Origin of the sequence: Microbacterium faecale (assembly GCF_014640975.1) — a bacterium.
GTDB lineage: Bacteria > Actinomycetota > Actinomycetes > Actinomycetales > Microbacteriaceae > Microbacterium > Microbacterium faecale.
In genome coordinates, this window is the sequence record NZ_BMHO01000001.1 from 675,271 (window position 1) to 692,038 (window position 16,768).

General features: G+C 66.6%; 14 protein-coding genes. 3 read left to right on the forward strand and 11 right to left on the reverse strand.

The features are described 5' to 3' along the window. Positions 1 to 2: 2 nt before the first annotated feature. From IEW87_RS03085 to IEW87_RS03095, 3 genes are read right to left on the reverse strand one after another with little or no spacing between them, the layout of a single operon-like run. Entirely contained in the window at positions 3 to 1,178 is a 1,176-nt protein-coding gene (locus tag IEW87_RS03085) for an acyl-CoA dehydrogenase family protein (protein WP_188710833.1), read from the reverse strand. After that, on the reverse strand, positions 1,175 to 2,062 hold the full coding sequence (locus IEW87_RS03090; protein WP_308420909.1) for an amidohydrolase family protein: 888 nt from the start codon (positions 2,060 to 2,062) through the stop codon (positions 1,175 to 1,177). The genes IEW87_RS03085 and IEW87_RS03090 overlap by 4 nt, the downstream gene beginning before the upstream one ends. After that, positions 2,059 to 2,985, reverse strand: a complete 927-nt coding sequence (locus IEW87_RS03095) for an SDR family NAD(P)-dependent oxidoreductase (RefSeq protein ID WP_188710834.1) — start codon at positions 2,983 to 2,985, stop codon at positions 2,059 to 2,061. Before IEW87_RS03095 ends, IEW87_RS03090 begins: the two co-directional genes overlap by 4 nt. A gap of 105 nt (positions 2,986 to 3,090) precedes the next feature. Between IEW87_RS03095 and IEW87_RS03100 the strand changes: the two genes are divergently transcribed. After that, positions 3,091 to 3,528 (forward strand): MarR family winged helix-turn-helix transcriptional regulator, encoded by a 438-nt coding sequence (locus IEW87_RS03100; protein ID WP_188710835.1) that lies wholly within the window; start codon positions 3,091 to 3,093, stop codon positions 3,526 to 3,528. Between the two features lie 8 nt (positions 3,529 to 3,536). Here the strand turns inward: IEW87_RS03100 and IEW87_RS03105 are convergent, their stop codons facing one another. Then, positions 3,537 to 6,701, reverse strand: a complete 3,165-nt coding sequence (locus IEW87_RS03105) for a type I restriction endonuclease subunit R (protein ID WP_188710836.1) — start codon at positions 6,699 to 6,701, stop codon at positions 3,537 to 3,539. A 153-nt stretch (positions 6,702 to 6,854) separates the two neighbouring features. Between IEW87_RS03105 and IEW87_RS03110 the strand changes: the two genes are divergently transcribed. Together IEW87_RS03110 and IEW87_RS03115 are read left to right on the forward strand one after the other, a co-directional pair. Then, the gene (locus IEW87_RS03110; RefSeq protein ID WP_188710837.1) at positions 6,855 to 7,502 is read left to right on the forward strand and encodes an Rv1352/Rv1906c domain-containing protein; all 648 of its coding nucleotides are present in this window, start codon (positions 6,855 to 6,857) and stop codon (positions 7,500 to 7,502) included. Between the two features lie 134 nt (positions 7,503 to 7,636). Next, positions 7,637 to 8,188, forward strand: coding sequence for a hypothetical protein (locus tag IEW87_RS03115; RefSeq protein WP_188710838.1), 552 nt, complete (start codon positions 7,637 to 7,639; stop codon positions 8,186 to 8,188). An 85-nt stretch (positions 8,189 to 8,273) separates the two neighbouring features. On the opposite strand, the gene IEW87_RS03120 is transcribed toward IEW87_RS03115, so the two are convergent. The 7 genes from IEW87_RS03120 to IEW87_RS03150 form a co-directional block, all read right to left on the reverse strand. Continuing rightward, positions 8,274 to 9,761: an HNH endonuclease signature motif containing protein gene (locus IEW87_RS03120; protein WP_188710839.1), complete on the reverse strand. Its 1,488-nt coding sequence runs from the start codon at positions 9,759 to 9,761 to the stop codon at positions 8,274 to 8,276. Between the two features lie 86 nt (positions 9,762 to 9,847). Then, a complete protein-coding gene (locus tag IEW87_RS03125) occupies positions 9,848 to 10,540 on the reverse strand; it encodes a PIN domain-containing protein (RefSeq protein ID WP_188710840.1) in 693 nt (230 codons plus the stop codon). Between the two features lie 367 nt (positions 10,541 to 10,907). Next, the gene (locus IEW87_RS03130) at positions 10,908 to 11,054 is read right to left on the reverse strand and encodes a hypothetical protein (protein WP_188710841.1); all 147 of its coding nucleotides are present in this window, start codon (positions 11,052 to 11,054) and stop codon (positions 10,908 to 10,910) included. 220 nt (positions 11,055 to 11,274) lie between these two features. Continuing rightward, positions 11,275 to 12,459 carry a hypothetical protein gene (locus tag IEW87_RS03135; RefSeq protein WP_188710842.1) on the reverse strand — a complete coding sequence of 395 codons (1,185 nt, stop codon included), beginning with the start codon at positions 12,457 to 12,459 and terminating at the stop codon, positions 11,275 to 11,277. Further along, positions 12,456 to 13,580, reverse strand: coding sequence for a restriction endonuclease subunit S (locus tag IEW87_RS03140; protein WP_188710843.1), 1,125 nt, complete (start codon positions 13,578 to 13,580; stop codon positions 12,456 to 12,458). Before IEW87_RS03140 ends, IEW87_RS03135 begins: the two co-directional genes overlap by 4 nt. After that, positions 13,573 to 15,189, reverse strand: coding sequence for a class I SAM-dependent DNA methyltransferase (locus IEW87_RS03145; protein WP_229730884.1), 1,617 nt, complete (start codon positions 15,187 to 15,189; stop codon positions 13,573 to 13,575). Before IEW87_RS03145 ends, IEW87_RS03140 begins: the two co-directional genes overlap by 8 nt. Next, positions 15,186 to 16,730, reverse strand: a complete 1,545-nt coding sequence (locus IEW87_RS03150; protein WP_188710844.1) for a hypothetical protein — start codon at positions 16,728 to 16,730, stop codon at positions 15,186 to 15,188. Before IEW87_RS03150 ends, IEW87_RS03145 begins: the two co-directional genes overlap by 4 nt. Between the last annotated feature and the right edge of the window lie 38 nt (positions 16,731 to 16,768).

Below are 16,768 nucleotides of genomic sequence, written 5' to 3' on the forward strand. Positions count from 1 at the left end.
TGTCAGATGAATGCCGACTGGTCGGTGAGCGACCGGCCGACGATGAGGGAATTGATCTCGTGGGTGCCCTCGTACGAGTACACGGCCTCCGCGTCGGCGAAGAACCGGGCGGCAGCGTGCTCGAGGAGCAGTCCGTTGCCGCCGAGGAGCTCGCGACCGAGGGCGACGGTCTCCCGCGCCCGTTCGGCCGTGACCATCTTGGCGAGGGCGGAGTTCTCGTCGCTCCAGGTGCCCGCGTCCTGCTGAACGGACAGCTCGACGGCGAGGGCGAGACAGCTGGTGGCGTTGCCGACCATGCGCGCGAGCTTCTCCTGAACGAGCTGGAAGCCGCCGATCGGCCGGCCGAACTGCTCGCGCTCGCGCACGTAGGACAGCGCCGCCGCGACGGCGCCGGCCTGCAGGCCGGCGGCGATCCATGCGACGTCCGAGCGCATCCGACGCAGCACGTCGGCGACGTCGCGCCACGAGTTGATGCCGTGGAGACGGTGGTCCTCGTTCACGCGCACACCGTCGAGACGGATGTGGAAGTTCTGCATGATGCGCAACGACACCTTGCCCTCGATGGGCTCGAGCGTCACGCCAGGAGCATCGCGCTCGACGAGGAACGTCTTGACGCGGCCGTCGGCGGTGTCGCGGGCGAAGACCGCCAGCACGTCGGCCGCGTCGGCACCGCCGATCCACTTCTTCTCGCCGTCGATGCGCCACGTGTCGCCCTCGCGGGTCGCGGTCGTCGCGAGGCCGCCGGCGATGTCGGATCCGTGGTCCGGCTCGGTGAGCGCGAACACGCCCCGCATCTCGAAGCGGCGTACGAGCGGATCCCATCGAGCGGCCTGCTCGGCCGAGCCGCCGTGGTTCACGATCGCCCGGAAGAGCCCGGACTGGGCGTTGTACATCGTCGCGACCGACGTATCGCAGCGCGCGAGCACGTAGTTGCGGAAGCCGCTGAACAGGCTCGAGTCGGCCTCAGCCGCGTCGACGCCGGCTGGCTCCATGAGACCGAGCGGCACGAGCTCGCCGAGCACCTCGTCGGGCATGCTGGCCCGCTCCCATGCGTCGGCGAGCAGCGGCTGGATCCGGTCCTCGAGCACGTTCGCCAGCTCGTCGAGTGCCGCGCGGGCAGGGCTCGAGAGGTGACGCTCGGTGAAGCCGAGGCGATCGAGAACGGGATCGGCGGTCATACGAGCTTCAGCAGACGTGCGGCGTTGAGCTTCATGACGTTCGGCAGCACCTCGGGCTTGAACGCCTCGGCCTTCTCGGCGTCGCGGATCCAACGGTCCGGCGTGAGAAGCGGGAAGTCGGATCCGAACAGCACCCGATCCTTGATGAGCGAGTTCGCGTACCGCACGAGCGACGGCGGGAAGTACTTCGGGCTCCAGCCCGACAGGTCGATCCACGTGTTGTGCTTGTGCGTCGCGACCGAGAGCGCCTCGTCCTGCCACGGCACCGACGGGTGGGCCATGATGATCTGCAGGTCGCCGTAGTCCGCTGCCACGTTGTCGAGGAGCATCGGGTTCGACAGGGCGAGCCGCAGCCCGCGTCCGCCCCGCATGCCGGCGCCGATTCCCGTCTGCCCCGTGTGGAACAGCGCGATGACGCCCGCGTCCTGCAGCGCGGCGTACACGGGAGCGAACCGGTCGTCGCTCGGATCGAAGCCCTGCACGGTGGGGTGGAACTTGAACCCCTTCACACCGCGGTCGATGAGTCGGCCGATCTCGTCCAGCGCGTCATCGCGGTTCGGGTCAACGGATCCGAAGGGGATGAGCACGTCGCTGTGACGGATCGCACCGTCGATGATTTCGTCGTTCGACAGCGGCGCCTGCTTGAGGTGCGTCGTCGCGTCGACCGTGAAGACGACCGCGGCCATCCGGCGCTCGCGGTAGTACGCGGCGATGCCGTCGACGTCCGGGCGCGGCCCGTCAGCGCGGAAGTACTTGCTCGCGGCCTCCGCGAGGTCGGCGGGCAGCGAGGACTGGCCCTCGTGGTCGACCTCGATGTGGACGTGCGTGTCGATTGCGTCGATCGACGCGAGGTCGATCGACGTCTCGTAGCGGGCGCTGGTCACGACCGCGGCTCCGGAGCGAGCTCGTCGGGCAGCTGCGGGAACTTCTCGCCGACCGACTGCAGCTCGCCGACCGCGTCGGAGAAGCCGGAGGCGAGGTCGTCGTACGACCAGCCGCCCTCGCGGTAGACCGTCGTGACGGCCTCGGGGTGCGACCACAGCTGCAGGCGGTCGCCGCCCACGCCGACGACCTGGCCGGTGATGCCGTTCGCGGCGTCGGAGGCGAGGAACGCGATCGTGCCGGCGACGTCGTCAGCGGTGCCGAAGCCGAGCTCCTTGCGGAAGAACTCGGGCATGGCCTCGCCGCGCTCGTCGGCCTCGACGGCCTTCTGGAAGAACGGCACGGTCTTCGTCATGGCGGTGGCGGCAACGGGGATCACGGCGTTGACCGTGATACCGGCCTTCTTCAGCTCGAGCGCCCAGGTGCGCACCATGCCGACGATGCCGGACTTGGCGGCGGCGTAGTTCGTCTGGCCGAAGTTGCCGCGCTGCCCGGTCGGGGAGCCGATGCACACGATGTGTCCCTGCGTGCCGGCCTCGCGCCAGCGGGTCGCGGCCTCGCGCACGCAGGTGAACGTGCCGCGCAGGTGCACGTTGATCACCGCGTCGAAGTCCTCGTCGGTCATCTTCCACAGCGTGCGGTCGCGGAGGATGCCCGCGTTCGTGACGAGCGAGTCGAGGCGGCCGTAGGTCTCGTACGCGTGGTCGACGAGCGCCTTTGCGGTCTCCGTGGATCCGACCGGGGCGACGACGGCGCTCGCGGTGCCGCCGGCGTCGGTGATCTGCTTCACGGCGGCGTCCGCCGTCTCCTGGCTGACGTCGTTGATGACGACGCTCGCGCCCTGGGCGGCGAGTTCGCGGGCGTAGGCGAGACCGAGCCCCTGGCCCGATCCGGTGACGATGGCGACGGTGCCCGTAAGCGTCATGGCGTTCTCCGATTTCCGTTCGATCTGCAAGTCTTCGTCCATCTCATCGCGAATGCTTGAAAAAGTCAATGGTTGTTGTATGCATGAGTTTGCTAAAGTCGATCCATGACTCCCGCGCACGCTGATGTGGTTCGAGGATCCGCGCTCACGCGCAACGTGAGCTTCCTCCTCACCCGAGCGAGCGTCGTGGCGGCCCAGCGGGACAACGAGGCGCTCGCGCCCCTCGGTCTCAAGGTGCGCTCGTTCTCGGTGCTCGGTCTCGCCCTGGATGACCAGCCTCCGACGCAACGCGAGATCGCCGAGTTCCTGCGGCTGGATCCGAGTCAGGTCGTCGCGCTCGTCGACGATCTCGAGCAGCGCGGGCTCCTCGCCCGCGAGACGGATCCGCGCGACCGCCGCGCGAAGGTCGTCGCGGCCACGCCCGCCGGCAGCGAGCTCTACGAGACCGCGCGAGAGACCGTCGTCGACATCACCGCCGGCGTCGACGAGCACGAGGCCGAGACGCTCCGCCGCGCGCTCACAAAGCTCGCGTTCGAGGGGTAGCGCCCGACTCACGCCGCGTAGCGCGGCGCGATCTCCTCCATCTGGTTGAGCACGGCGACGATGGCGTCCGGCTGCTTGTCGGGCGGGTACCGGAAACGCACGAGCAGACGTTTGATCGATTGCCGCAGCTTCGCTCGGACGTTCTCGCGCACGGTCCAGTCGGTACGCACGTCGCGCTGCATGATCTTCACGAGTTCGCGTGCGATCTCGGCGAGCGTGTCGGATCCTTGCAGCCGCATCGCGGATTCGTTCTCCGCGATCGCGTCATAGAACGCGAGTTCGTCTCCCGAGAGCGGTGGCTCAAAGCCCGACCCGCGCGCGTGCTCGGCGCGGATCTCGTCGGCCATGTCGCCGAGGGCCGCCATCACTTCGGCGGACGTCAGTTGGGAGTTCGTATAACGGTTCATCAATTGTGAGATGCGGTCCGAGAACGCGCGCTGGCGCGTGAGGTTGCCACGTGTCGCCGTCGATGCTTCCGTCACGAGGAGGTGGCGCAGGGCGTCGATCGCGAGCTGCGGGTTCGGGGACTGTTGTGCCTGGCTTACGACCTGTGGGGTGAGCTCGTCGAGGGTCAGCGGCGGGAGCCCGGCCGCGGCGTAGATATCGACTACGCCGTCGGCGGCCGTACTGTCGTCGATCAGCGCGGCGAGTGTGCGTTCGACATCTGCGGGGATGGGCTCGCCGCGCTCTTGTCGATCCATCGCGTCGAGCTTCGCGAGATACGCGCGCACGTTCTCGTAGAAGGCGACCTCGTCGCGCAGTGGGCGCAGCGAGCTGTTGGTCGACGAGAGAGCCCAGAGACGCACGAGGGTGCCGCTGATCCGTCGGAATCGGGAGGCGAGTGACTCGCCCTCGGTGGAGTTGCCCGGCGTGTGCGGGTCACGCAGGTAGTTCGCTGCGCAACCGAGCGCGTTCCGTACCGCGTAGCGCCCGCCCGCCGCATAGATGTCTCGCCATCCGGACGGGTCGAGAAGCTGCCTGGCGAGGGCGACCGCCTCCCGCACGCCCTCGGCGGTCTCCTCCGTGTCGCGTCCGACGGGGCGGTTCTCCTGGTCGTCGGCCGTGTATTCGGCGAGGGCGTTCTTGAGGTTCTCCGTGATCGGCGCGAACGCCACGAGCAGCCCGTCCTGCTTGCCGTGGAAGGTGCGGTTCACGCGCGCGAGGGTCTGCATCAGCAGGGCACCCTTGAGGGGACGATCGAGGTAGAGGGTGTGGAGCGCGGGCGCATCGAAACCCGTGAGCATCATGTCCTTGACGATCACGAGCTCGAGTTCGTCAGCAGGATCCTTGATGCGCTTCTTGATCGCCTTGTTCTCGGACTCGCGGCGCGCGTGCGCCCGCACCGCGGCATCGTCGGATGCCTTGCCAGCCGAGTAGACGACCTTGATGCGCCCGGCATCGAGAGCGTCGTCGTGCCAGTCGGGGCGTCTCTCGACGATTGCGGCGTAGAGATCGGCGCAGATCTTCCGTGTGCCGCCGACGATCAAAGCTTTGCCTGGTCCGCCGATGAAAGTGCGCATCCGGTCGCGGCGTTCTTCCCAGTGCACAATGATGTCCTCGGCCAGCGCGGCGATGCGCTCGGGTGCGCCGTACACCGCGTTGATCACGGCGACCGACGACTCCACGCGCGCTCGTTCCACGTCGTCGAGCCCGGTCGTCGCTTCGTCCGCAGCGCGGTCGAGTTCCTCGTCCGATACGTCAGATGAGAGCCCTACCGTCACCAGACGTGGCTCGAATCGCACGGGAACCGTCGCGCCGTCGTCGACGGCGCGGGAAAGGTCGTACACGTCGATGTCGTCACCGAATACGGCGCGCGTGTCGCGCTCGCCGAGCGAGATCGGCGTTCCGGTGAACGCGATCAGCGTCGCGTGCGGCAGCGCGTCGCGCAGGTAGCGTGCGTACCCGTCGACGTCGTCGTAGTGGCTGCGGTGTGCTTCGTCGACGATGACGATGACGTTGCGGCGGTCGCTCAGCAGCGGGTGGTCGAGACGGGAGCTCTTCTCTGCCGAGGACAGCCCGAACTTCTGGAGCGTCGTGAAGTAGATTCCACCCGTCGTTCTGTCGCTCAACTCCTGGCGCAGTTCGACCCGCGACGTGACTTGGCGCGGCTGTTCTGGGAGCAGCGTGCTGCGCTGGAAGGTCTCGAACAGCTGTCCGTCGAGTTCCGTGCGGTCGGTGACGACGACGATCGTTGGATTGTGGAGCTGCGGGTGGCGGCAGACGAGGTTCGCGTAGAGCTCCATCTCCATCGACTTGCCCGACCCCTGCGTGTGCCACACGACGCCGGCGCGCCCGTCACTCGTGACCGCATCGAGCGTCTTGCGAACGGCTTTGTTGACGGCAATGTATTGGTGCGGCTTCGCGATGCGTTTCGCGAGAGCGTCGTCGCCCTCGTCGAACGCGACGAACGAACGCAAGAGCTCGAGCATGCGCTCCTGGTTGAAGAGGCCGTCGAGCACATCGTTGAAGGCGGTGAACCACACGCCCCCCTGCTGGCGTGGGTATGTGTAGCGCCGACCGTCGTCGTCGACGTTCCAGGGTGAGAAATGGTGCAGTGGCGTGAAGGGGGTGCCATAGCGTGCGTCGAATCCATCGCTGACCACGACGAACGCGGCGAACCGGAAAGCGAGCGGAAACTCGTCGACGTACGTGGTCAGTTGGGCACGTGCCTCGATGACTCCGTCGTAGTTCGTGGGGCGCTTGAGCTCGATGATGCTCAGGGGCATGCCATTGACGTAGAGGACGAGGTCGAAGCGGCGATGCGTGTCACGCTGCCGCACCGTGAGCTGGTTGACGGCGAGCCAGTCGTTCTCCTCGGGCGTGGCGCCGAGCACGCGGAGCGTGGGGTTCTGCTCCTGCCCGTCAGCATCGATGTACGTGAGGCGATATCCCTCCGTAAGGATGTCGTGGATCCGCTTGTTCTCGGCGATCGCGTCCTGCGACGTCGCGGATGCGATCTCCTCTGCGGCCTGCGCGATGAAGGACGCGGGCACCTGGGGGTTCAGGCGGCGCATCGCGTCAAGCAGTCGATGCTTGATGAGCGGATCGTCCCACGTCTCGCGTTCGCCTGTGCCCGGGGCGACCTCGGACCCGTGCGTGGTGCGCCATCCGAGCATGTGCAGCTGTTCGAGCGCGTCTTCTTCCCACGCGGCTTCGCTCATCGCGTCGTGCATGCTGACCCTCCTTGGATGTCTGCGATCAGGCTACCGAGCGCGCGCGACGCTATGCCACCGATCGTTGATGAGGGGTCTGATCAGGCCGTATCGGGTACGGCTCCGCCCCGCGCGCCAGGATCGAGGCATCTTGCATCACAGAGAGGAATCATCATGAATGAACCGCATCCGACCGCGCCTGGCGCCCCGCCCCCGCCTGCGCAGCATCAGCCCACGGCAACGGGTCGAACGCCCAGGCGCTCGGTTGCTTCGTGGCTCGTGCCGGCCTGCGGGGGGCTCGTCGTCGGGCTCCTCGCCGCTGGTGCTCCCCTGGGTCTGCTGTGGTCCGACGCGGATGCGCGCGCCTCACAGCTTTCTGAAGCGGTGTCGACGCGAGATGCCGCCGTCTCCGAGGCCGACGAAAAGACGACGGACGCCCGCGCGGAGTCGGGAAGCTTGCGCACGAAGCTCAAGGCCTACGAGCAGCGCGAGGAGGAACTGGAGAAACGTGCGGCGGAGCTCGATGAGCGCGAGTCGGGGCTCGACGACCGCGAGGGCGAGATCTCGTCTGAGGAAGAGCGGGTCGCGCAGAACTCGTTCGGCAGCGGAACTCACGTCGTCGGTACCGACATCCATCCCGGCACCTACCGGACAGATGGTGGCGGCGGCCTCTGCTACTGGGCACGCCTGTCTGGAGGAGGGGGAACGTTCGGCGACATCATCGCGAATGACAACGTCGATGGGCCGACGACCGTCGTGATCTCACCCTCGGATTGGGGCTTCGAGAACACTCGCTGCGGTACGTGGACCCTGGTCGAATGATGCGCGAATCCACCTCAGCAGGGGACGATTGCAAAGTCTCTACGATGCGCCGAGTTCGAGCGAGGTTACTCGCGTTTGTGGCTATGTGCGGCGTGCTCGCGCTCGCCGCGTGCACGCCAGCCGCGGAGTCCGACATGACGTCGGCAGCACCGTCGCCGTCCCCGACGCGCTCTCCGACACCCGATCCGACGCCGACGTCTCATGTTCTGTCGATCGCCGAGGCGGGAGAGCTGTATCTCGACATCGTGTGCGCCTCGAACGCCACCGGTACGGACCTCGAGGGCGCGTTCGAGGATGGCGAGAGTGAGTTCCTTGCGGGCGGTGACCCTGATGTCAGTGCTGTGAACGATGCCGCGGCAAGGCTTGCGGATCAGTATCGCAAGGCGGCGGAGCTCTTCGACGATGACTACTTCGTGTGGCCGGATGAGGTTCGCGATCTGGGTGGTCACGTTCGCGATCGAATGATCGCAGATCTGGGTACGTTGAGCTCAATGACGAACGCGGTGACGTATCGCGACGCGTACTACGCCAGCTTCGGGCAGCCGACGCCGGAGCAGGAGTCGGCTGCACAGGAGATTCGGTACGTCCTCGATCTGCCGAGCGACACGGTGGCCAGCTGCGCGGGTCACGAAGGCGGGTTGCAGGAACGATACGACGCGTTCCTCGAGCGCGGCGAGGGCGAGTAGCGTGATCGAACCGGGTGGCGCGCTGCTGGGCGTCGTGATATCTGCGCTATGCGGTCACAATGCAGGGTTCGTTGTCCCGCGGTCGTCAACCGGTGGGAATCGGGAGGGGCGGCGCAGGCGCTGCATCGCGTCGACGGCGTCGGAGTCGCTCGCGTTCTGTGGCGGCGTTGCGAATCGGGCGGAACACGCAGCGGGGGTCGATCCAAACGGGAGCTTTGACCTGGGGTGCGCCGCCTTGCATTCGGATCTCCCAGCCGGAGTGTTCCAGCCTGTGATGGTGCGCCCAGCACAGGAGGACGCCGTTGTCCGTGTGCGTCGCGCCGTCGTGAGAATGCTCGGTGACGTGGTGGATCTCGCACCACGCGGCGGGGATGGAGCAGCCGGGGATGATGCAGCCACCGTCACGCGCGCCGATCGCCCGGCGCTGATGCGCATTGAAGAGTCGTTCGCTCGTTCCGAGGCGGATGATGCGGCCGGCCCGGTTGAAGACGACCTTTTGCACGGCGCCGGTGCACGCGATCCGGTGCGCGAGAGACGAGGGAGCGGGCACATCCGTGCCGTCGACCGAGGCGACGCCGCCATCCAAGTCGTCGACCGTCGTCGTGACGAGAAGGGTAGGTGCGGCCCCGCCCAGAGACGGCGTCTGGGGAGACGCGGCCGATGTCTGGATCATCGACACGAGAACATCGTGCCTCTTCTGCGGCGCCGTGCGGGGATCGTGAATGTGGTCCGTGTCGCTCCACACCGCATCTTCTGCTGCGTCTTCCGGTGAGGTGCTGAACCGCACCTTCGACCCGGCATACGCGTCGAAGAGCCGTTGAAGGCCCGCGGCTGCTTCGGGGACGAGTTCTCCGCGAAGCGGAATGAGGCCGTGACGCGCTCGCCCCAGCGAGACGCCGCGGTACCGCTCCGCGTCGTCGGAGTCGGGCTCGACGCCGTTGCGATTCAAGAACTCGCTCCACGCACCGACCATGACGCGGAACTCTTCGAAGGTCTCGGGGAGCGCGGCTTCCTCGTCACGAGGCGACCGATCAGTTGCGGAGCTGACGATCTCGCGTTCCGCAACGTTCATCTCCTCGTGCGAGATGCCGCCGCGTCGCTCGAGCTGTTCGAACTCGTCGGTCAAGTGGCAGGCGGCGTCCATACCGAGCTCACCGTCGCGAAGGGCAGCGGCGACGGCGGCGAATGCCGCTGGTCGCGTCTCGCCCGTGAGTGTCGCCCTCGTGCGTGTGCGCCGATCCAACCGGATCCGAGTTCGTAGCGACCGCACGGATACTCGCGTCGTGCGTTCGAGAAGTTCGGTGCCGTTGCGGCAGTCGAACCGTGCCGACAGGCGGTCGTCGTTCGTGCGGCCCGACGTGTCGCGATCCGATCGCACGTCGACCTCCCCCGCGACACGGACGCGCAATGCGTCCACCCTCCGCCCGAGTGCCTCAAGGTCGCTCGATGCGCCAACGAGAGTCGCGTCCGTCAGCGCGTCGATCTCGTCCACAAGACCGTTCAGGCGGTCGGTTGCCGCGGCGAGCCGGTCGCGCACACTCCCCCGGTGGGGCGGAGGCGGTGGCGTCGTCATGCATCCAGTATAGAACAAATGTTCGAATAAAAGAAGGGTTGATGCTGCGCGTTTTGCGGACGTCAGAGCGCAGCGAGGGGCCTGACTCAGCGATAGTCGCGACGGTCAAGCGACGCCTCATAACACGCTCGATCAAGGTTGGTGTTCCAGATGCGACGGGGTGAGGTCGCGCGGAGGCTGCCGAAATGTCGATTCCCCTCCGCTTGCGCGGTGGGGTTGTGCCATGAGGCCGTCTCGATACGTGCGTATCGTTGCGGCTCGAGCGTGTGATGATCGTATACCTCGTCGAGGGCTGGCACCAGATCGGTATCGCGTGACGCGAGGATCACGACGTCGACGTCGATGCGCGCAGCCTCTCGGAGGCAGGCGAGAGCGCACAGGACATCGATGCCTTTCTCTCGCGGGCGGCCTTGAGGGATTCTTTTGCCGTGAATGTCGAGGATCGGGCGTCCGCGAGCATCGCGCTCGAAGTCGTACTTCAGGTCTCTCAGGTGCACTTCTGCGCCCGCTGCCTCCCATTCGGTCTTCTGATCGAGGCACCGACGATTCTGCTCCCAGTCGTAGTCGGCGTGAGGCAGCCCTCGGCATACGATCGTGCGATGCAGCGTGGCGAGCGCGTAACCCTCGCGCTGACGCCGGTTCCGCTCCGCGATGCTGCGGTGAGCAAACTGCATCGGGTGGATCAGCGAGTCGTGTCGCTCTCCGCGGCGGTTGAAGACGTCGTATGCCGTGAGATGGACGTTCTGATAGTCGATAACGACGCTCGCACGCAACGTCATCCGTGCACCCATGAAAAAGCCCCGCCAATCCGGAGACGGCGGGGAGCAATTACCCCATCATTGCAGGTCTTTGACGCGGTGGCAAACGCACACGCCGACCGGGCCGACGGGCGATCCATCCGCTCGAGCTTCATGTCATCTCCTGTTCGTTGCTTGGTCGCCAGGGTAGAGGCGACTTCCGACACGCGAAGGGGCCCGGTGCGTGCTGAGTCCGTTACATATTCGCGTCCGCATGGCTTGCCTCTCGGCGCCGCAGGGCCGCATCGAGTCGTTCTCGCGCCCGAGTCTCACGCCCGGTTGCGCGTGACGAGTGGATGAGCAACATCGCTCCGTGTGGTGCGTATGTCCAGGTCTTCGCCTGTGCGAATCACTGCCGCTTGCCAGCAACCTGCGCGGTGACTCCCGTCCCGGCGAGGGCTGCGACCATGAGGAAGAACGCGCTGAACAATGCGAATGTGGTGTCGACCATCAATGGTGCGGGGGAGATCGTCGCGAAGACGGCCAGGTACAGCACTGCCGTGGTGTGGAGGATCCACCCGAACGCGATCGCCGACTCACGCCCGCGCTCGGGGCGGCGTTCGCGATGTACAGGAACGTATGAGAACCGATCAGCAGTGCTGTCAGCACGGCGTACAGCGTGAAGAAGCCTCCCCAGCCGAAGCCCGCCCGCGCAGCTACCGCCCACGCGACGAAAACACCGACGAGGAGCGAAGCGCATCGTCCGCTCAGCGCGGTTATGGCGACCGGCGGCGACTCGTCAGACTTCTCCAGGCCCATCCTCCGAGGCCGAGGAATGCACCGACAAGGATCGGGGCGACAAGGGCTTCCATCCAGGTGGCCGGGAGTGGGCCGAGAAGGGGCAGGAGCAGGCCGAGACCGACGATGGCGAGGGCGAATGCGAGGAACGCCGCCGCGACGGCAACGTTCAGTGCGGCGCTCGCCCCAAGGCCGAGGGTTCTGCGCGCGTTTCGCACCGCACGGTCACCCATCAGAACCTCGGCGATGGGCACTTCCGACAGGTCTGCTGTGCGCGGCGGATCGAGCACGCAGCGCGCAGCGACGAGGTCGAGCCATTCATAGAGGTCGCCGACCGATACGGTTGCATGCGGAGCCGCAAGTAGTTGCGCCTTTTCTCGCAGAAGTGCGCTGACCACGTGCGCGTCGCGTTCGTGCCATTCGACCGCACGTCCCGGCGTCGAGCGCGCACTCGCGGTCAACCCGACGACGATTTCGGCTTCGAGGGGATCGAGAAGAAAACGCGCCATCGAGGCAGAAAGCGTCGAACCTTCTCCTTCCATGCTTCTGGGCCGTTCATGCGCGAGACCCCTGTACGTGTCATTGGAGCCGCTGAGCCACCGCAGGGCCGTGCTCCCGCGGGTAACGATCTTCCACGCGAACGGCTCGCGGTCGCGGATGACTTTGTCGGCGAATGACGTCGCAGCCGCGCCGATGAGGATTCCCGCGAACGGGATCGCGAACATACTGCCAGCGATGACCATCGCCGTGGTGTAAGGAAGTCCTCCTCCGCTGGCAGCGCTGAGCGCGTCGGCTGTGTAGTTGATCCACATCATCGACGGGGCGAGAAGCGCGATCGGAATGGCGACGAGGGCGCCGACCCTGAACCACCGCTTCGCGAGACGAGCGAAGCGCCGCGCGTGTGCGTAGGGAATCGCGTGTTCCTCGACGAGCGCGTTCCAGGCGTGCGTCGCATTGTCATCGATGACGCCTAGCCGTTCCGAGTCGGCGAGGCGCGCCGGGGGTCGCCGCTCGCGCGGCGTGATCCGCGGTGACGGAAGCGGTGGGACGATGGCAACGATGCCGACGGCGACGAACGCGATCGCGAGGAGGCCGACGAACCAGGTCGACGCGATGATGTTCTCGCCGATGACGCTCGAGTCGACTGCATTGCTCAGGATCATAGGCCGCCTTCCTCGGCGGCATCTTCGATCTCTCGCACGCGGATCTTGCCCGACATGAGGTGGGGGAGCAGCGCATCGCGCGTCGCGGCGAGGGTGCGGTTCTCGGCGATCGCCGCTGCGGCACGCGCGTGGAAGGAATCGACATACGCGTCGAACTCCTGCATCATGCGGCGCGCGGCGAGACGCACCGGAAGCTTCTTGAATTTCCCTCGACTCAGCTCCGGGAAGGTCGCGCCGTTTGCCCACGACTTGAACTCATCCACCCTGCTCCGCATTTCATGAAACAGCCACCACTTGGAGGTACGGTCCGTGGGCCGCACAGTAATGAATCCTTGGTTCACGGCACTTTCAACTTGGAGTACTGCGAATGCGCCGATCGTGGCGCGCGAGGTCATGAGGATCGTTCCGACCGGATATAGCGGTGAGGAGCACGCAGCAAGGCCATCATGGGTGATTGACCGCGCGGTGCACGCAAGATACGGCGCGTCCAACGCCGTGACGTCGGTTGGGGTCGCCCAGTTCAACTCCCCACCCCAATAACTAGAGTTCTTCGTGCTCGGTGTCCCACCGCCACCGATGTCCGCGACTTCTTCGAATCGAGTACCGCCACGGGTCGCCGAATCCAAGTACTTGCGAAATGCGGTGTCCGCAAGCTCATCGGCCGTCGCCGCGAGTCGGGTGTTGGCCGCGATCTTGTCGTCGAGTGCGCCGAGGACCTCGGCGATTGCCTGCTGCTCGGCAGGCGCGGGCCAAGTGACGACTATCGGATGGAGGTGATTCCGGTTGAGCGTTGGGTTTGCGGAGCCTGTATCCAGCCACGAAATGTCGAATCGTGACATGAAATAGTAGACGAAGCGCGGGTAGCTCTTTTTGAAATCTCGCACCCACAATGTTGTGTCATGCGGCCAGTAGGGGCCTGGCAGGTAGAAGGTCTTTCCGAGGGTCCCCTTGCGTCCGATTACGACGCCGGGACCGTCGCGAAACGCCGTGCCGTGGTAGCTCGAAACTCCACCGGAAGAGACGACAGGAACCGTGCCTTCCGTCTGCGACCTACGGGTGATGTCGATGCCGCGTTGAAACGTAATGAAGTCCCCGAGCGGCGCAGTTATCCACTCAGACATCGACCCTCCCCAACTGCTCCCGCACGACCTCGGCCAACCGGGCCGACTCGTCGAACTGGGCGTAGAGCTCCTTCTGCAGGCGCTCGAGCTTCTCTTCGATGGGCTCGCCGTCGTCTTCCACCTCGGGGGCGCCGACGTAGCGGCCGGGGGTCAGCGCGTAATCCGCGGCCTTGATCTCGTCGAGGGGTGCCGAGTAGCAGAAGCCCGCCACGTCCTCGTACGATCCCTCGCCGCGCCCGCGCCAGGCGTGAAAGGTTCCCGCGATCTTCGCGATGTCGTCGTCGCTGAGCGCGCGCTCGGCGCGGTCGACCATGTGGCCGAGGTTTCGTGCGTCGATGAAGAGAACCTCGCCCGAGCGATCCGTGGATCCCTGCGCACCGGCGGCCTTGTTCTTCGCGAAGAACCACACGCACACGGGGATGCCGGTCGAGCGGAACAGCTGCGTGGGCAGCGCGACCATGCACTGCACGAGGTCGGCCTCGACGATCTCCGCGCGGATCTTGCCCTCGCCACCGGAGTTCGACGACATGGATCCGTTCGCCATCACCACGCCCGCCTGACCCTCGGGCGCGAGCTTCGACAGGATGTGCTGGATCCACGCGTAGTTCGCGTTGTTTTTGGGCGGAACGCCGAACCGCCAGCGCGCGTCCTCCTCGCTGCGCGCCCAGTCCTTGATGTTAAATGGCGGATTCGCCATCACGAAGTCGGCGCCCTGCGCCCCGGTGAGATTCGGGTGCACGTCGCGCGCGAACGTGTCGCCCCATCGGGGACCGAGGTTGCCGCCGAGACCGTGGATCGCGAGGTTCATCTTCGCCATGCGCCACGTGCGCTCGTTGAGCTCCTGGCCATACACCGAGATGTCCGCGCCGTCGCCGTAGTGGTGCTCGATGAACTTCTCCGCCTGCACGAACATGCCGCCGGATCCGCAGCAGGGGTCGTAAACCCGGCCCTTCGTGGGCTCGAGCATCTCGACGAGCACGCGCACCACGCCCGCGGGCGTGTAGAACTCGCCGCCGCGCTTGCCTTCCGCGGCCGCGAACTTCTCGAGGAAGTACTCGTACACTTCGCCCAGCAGGTCGCGGGCCCTGCGCCCCTCAACCCCGCTCTGCCCCTGACTCGCGAAGCGCGCCGAGTTGAACAGGTCGACGAGCTCCCCGAGTCGCCGCTGATCGACGTTGTCGCGGTTGAAGATGCGCGGCAGCGTTCCGCTCAGCTGCGGGTTCTCGCGCATGACGCCGTCCATCGCCGTGTCGATGAAGAATCCGATCGAGTTGCCGGCCGCGTCTCCTTTCGCATTGCGGGCGAGGAAGTCCCAGCGGGCATCTTCTGGCACCCAGAACACTCCGGATCCCGTGTACTCCTCAACGTCGTCGATGAGCTCCGCGATCTGCTGGTCGTCGTACCCGTCGTTCGCGAGCTCGGCGCGGATCCGTTCGCGCCGCTCGTCGAACGCATCGCTGACGTACTTGAGGAACACGAGGCCGAGGATCACGTCCTTGTACTGTGACGCGTCCATCGAGCCGCGCAGTTTGTCGGCGGCCTTCCAGAGCGTGTCCTTCAGTTCCTTCATCGTCGACGGGGCCGCTGGAGCGGCGACGCGCGGAGTCATGCGCTCTCCTTAGGTTGTGGTGCCGCAGTCGAGGCGGCAGCGGGCAGTGAGATCTCGGAGGTTCCCTCAGCGATCGCGTCTGTGAGCTGTGTCGCGATCTCATCCGCGAGGGCAAGACGGCGGCGCAGCTCATCGCGCGCGAGATCGATCCGACTGAGTACCTCGAGGAGTGGCCTCTGCTGTGCGGCGAGGACGCGTCGCATCCGCCAGGACCGCCAGTCGCTCCCGTCGGCGCGCGAGATGTCCTCGGCCGCGACACGAGGTACGAGCCCGGCGGAGTCGGTTGCATCGATCCGCAAGATGCGCGCAGGGTACGCCACGACTCGCGAGCCCACCCGGTCTACCAGTGCCACGGGGCGCGGCGTCGTGACGAAGATGACGTCTCCAGCACGGCTGAGCTGCGCGTTCGGATGCTCGGTCGCGAATCGCATCGCGTCGACGCGGCGGGAGATGGTATCCGTTCGGATCGCCGCAATATCGAGCACTTCGATGCCGGACGGATCATTGGCGTTCACCGCGAGGCGTGTGCCGGGGATGACGCGCGCATGCCGGTCGTCCACCATGGCACCGAGGTCATGAGACGGAAGGTGGCGGGGCTCGGCAGCCGCGGTGACGCAGGAGGAGTCGAACGGCGGCTCGTCGAGCGTCGGGCCGCGACCCCACTCGTGCTGCAGGGCGGCGAGGGGATGCGCGCGGCGTGTTCGCGCGAGCTGCGGCATATGTCGCACCGCCGGGTCTGCGATGAGCGACGCGCGCTGGGCGATGATCGCGCGCGCCGGCACCGGCGACGCGAGCGCGAACGCCCGGCTGACGCCCGCGGGCCACACGGCGGCGAGCAGGTCGTTCACCAGCAGTTCGACTGTTCCCTCGGTCAGATTTCGATCGGCGACGTCAGCGGTGATGATGCGGCGACCAGCGGCGTTCGGCGCGGGGGCGGTGAGAATCCAGAGCGCGAGCGGCTGCTGCACCGCAGACAGGACGTGTCCTCTCGGGAGACGTGCGACAGCGCGGAGGGTGCCGGAACGCAGGAGACGGTCGCGCGTCCGTTCCGCCTCTCCGTTAAGCGGATCGACGAGCGCCCCGGCCGGTCCGACGATGATGCGCACATCGTCCGGGGTGAGTTCGCTGCCCGACTGCGCGATGTCCTGAAGCGCGCCCGCGACATCGACCGCGTCGCCGGTGAGCCGCGTCAGGCTGACCACCGGTGCAAGCGAGATCTCGGGGATCGCGTGATGGCTGGCAGCGAGGTAGCGCATGATCGCCCGCGAGTCGGATCCGTCGAGTGCAGCGTCTTCATCTCGATCGCGTATCGCTGCTGCGAGTGCTACCTCTGCGGAATCGTCAAGGACGATGTCGGCGCCCCGCTCGCGCCGCAGAGCGACCGTGAGGTCGGCGAGCAGCGAGATTATCGCCTCGCTGAGCGGGCCTGCGCTTCCTGCGTGTCGGTCGCGCCGCGAGACGGCGCGCTCGATGCGCGCGATCGCGAGGTCGGGGGCGTAGAAGCCGTCCACGATGTCGGAGAGATGGGGTGGGGGTTGCATGCCGCGGGCTGTGTGGCGCGCGATCTCTGTGCCGAGGA